We start from the raw sequence: 2191 nt of genomic DNA on the forward strand, positions 1-2191 counted from the left end.
CCGAGGGCACGCAGGAAGACGCGCTGGCCACGCTGCTGTCGCAGCGCTCGCGCGAGCCGTTCGACCTCGAACGCGGCCCGCTGCTGCGCGTGTCGCTGGTGAAGCTCGCCCCGCGCGAGCACGTGCTGCACTTCGCGATGCATCACATCGTCTCGGACGCCTGGTCGCTCGGTCTGCTCACCCGGGAGTTCGCCCGCACCTACGCGGCCCTGCACACAGGCGTGATCGACGCACTGCCGCCGCTGCCGGTGCAGTACGGCGACTACGCCGCCTGGCAGCGCGAATGGCTCGACGAGGCGCGCCTCGAAGCGCAGCTGCGCTACTGGCGTGAGCGGCTGGGCGACGAGCACCCGGTGCTGGAGCTGCCGGTCTCGCGCAAGCGCACGGGACTGCGCGCAGCGCAGGGCGGGCGCGTCGCGCGTCGTCTCGGCGCCGGGCAGACGCAGGCACTGCGCCGGCTCTCGCAGCGCCACGGCGCGACGCTCTTCATGACGCTGCTGGCCGCTTACGACGTGCTGCTCGCGCGCTACAGCGGCCAGCAGGACCTGCGCGTGGGGGTGCCGGTGGCGGGTCGCGACCGGGCGGAGATCGAAGGGCTGATCGGCTTTTTCGTGAACACGCTGGTGATCCGCACGGAGCTGGCCGGGGTGGAGCACTTCGCAGCGCTGCTGGCGCAGGTGCGCGATCGGGTGGTGGAGGCGCAGGCGCACCAGGACGTGCCGTTCGCGCGGCTGGTGGAGGCGCTGCAGCCGCAGCGCAGCCTGAGCCACACGCCGCTGTTCCAGGCGATGTTCAACCACGCGGGGGCGGCGGGCGCGGAGCTGGTACTGCCGGGGCTGACGGTGTCGCCGGTGGCGGCGGGCGCGCAGAGCGCGCGCTTCGACCTGGTGCTGAACACGGTGGAGGAGGCCGGGGGCGGGCTCTCGGTGTCGCTCACGTACGCATGCGACATCTTCGACGAGGCGGTGGTGCAGCGCCTGCTGGACCACTACGTGGAGATCGTGGAGCAGATCGGTGCACAGCCCGGGCAGGACCTGCCGCTGGGCGAGATCCGCCTGAGCGTGGAGGCCCGTCATCACACGGTGCCGGTTGTGCGGGCATTCGAGCCGGTGGTGGGGCGCATCGCGCAGCAGGCGCGGCGCAACCCGCAGGCGCCGGCGCTGCACTGCGAGGGCGAGCGGCTCACGTACGGGGAGCTGGACGGCTGGGCGAGCCGCATCGCGCGGCGGCTGCTGCGCGCGGGGGTGAGGGCCGACGAACGGGTGGGGGTGTGCATGACGCGCTCGGCGGGGCTGGTGGCGGCGCTGCTGGGGGTGATGAAGTCGGGCGCGGCGTTTGTGCCGCTGGACCCGGAGTACCCGCCGGAGCGGCTCGCGTACATGATGGACGACGCGGGCGTGAGCCGGGTGCTGGCCGATGGAGAGACGGCGCGGCAGCTGCACGCGCTGCTGGCCGGGCACGAGGTGATCGCGGTCACGGATATGGCGGAGGGGGAGGACGAATCCGCGCCGCCGGTAGAGGTGCCGGTGCATCCGGAGCAGCTTGCGTACGTGATCTACACGTCGGGCTCGACGGGTCGACCCAAGGGGGTGGCGATCAGCCAGCGCGCGCTGGCGCTGCATCTGGCGGACTTTATCGAAACCTACGGGATCACGGCGCGGGAGCGGCAGCTGCAGTCGTCGACGGTGAACTTCGACGTGTCGCTGCACGAGATGCTGCCGGCGCTGATGAGCGGGGGGCAGGTGGAGATGCGCGGGGCGCAGGCGTGGGATCTGGAGACGATGAGCCGGCATCTTTCGGAGGAGCGGGTGACGTTCGCGCGGATCCCGACGGCGTACTGGCAGCAGTGGCTGCGCGAGCCGCCGGCGGCCGGGGAGCTTGAGGCGCTGCGGCAGATCACGGTGGGCGGCGAGGGGCTGCCGGGCGACGCGCTGGGGCAGTGGCGCGCGGGTCCACTGGCGCATATCCGGCTGGACAACCTGTACGGGCCGACGGAGACGACGGTGGCGTGCCTGTACCGGCGCACGTGCGCGCAGGACGTGGAGCAGGCGATCGTGTCGATCGGGGTGCCGTATGCCTCGCGCAGCGTGTACGTGCTGGACGGCGAGGGCAACGAGGTGCCGGTGGGCGGGCTGGGGGAGCTGTGCATCGGGGGGGCGACGCTGGCGCGGGGGTACCTGGGGCGTGCGGG

1 protein-coding gene is annotated in these 2191 nt (G+C 72.6%); it reads left to right on the top strand.

What is annotated here, in order from left to right:
- On the top strand, positions 1–2191 hold a 2191-nt coding region (locus tag U5760_RS31505), incomplete at both ends, for a non-ribosomal peptide synthetase (RefSeq protein ID WP_322016212.1).

The sequence above is a fragment of the Paraburkholderia sp. J12 genome, from assembly GCF_905220215.1.
Lineage (GTDB): Bacteria > Pseudomonadota > Gammaproteobacteria > Burkholderiales > Burkholderiaceae > Paraburkholderia.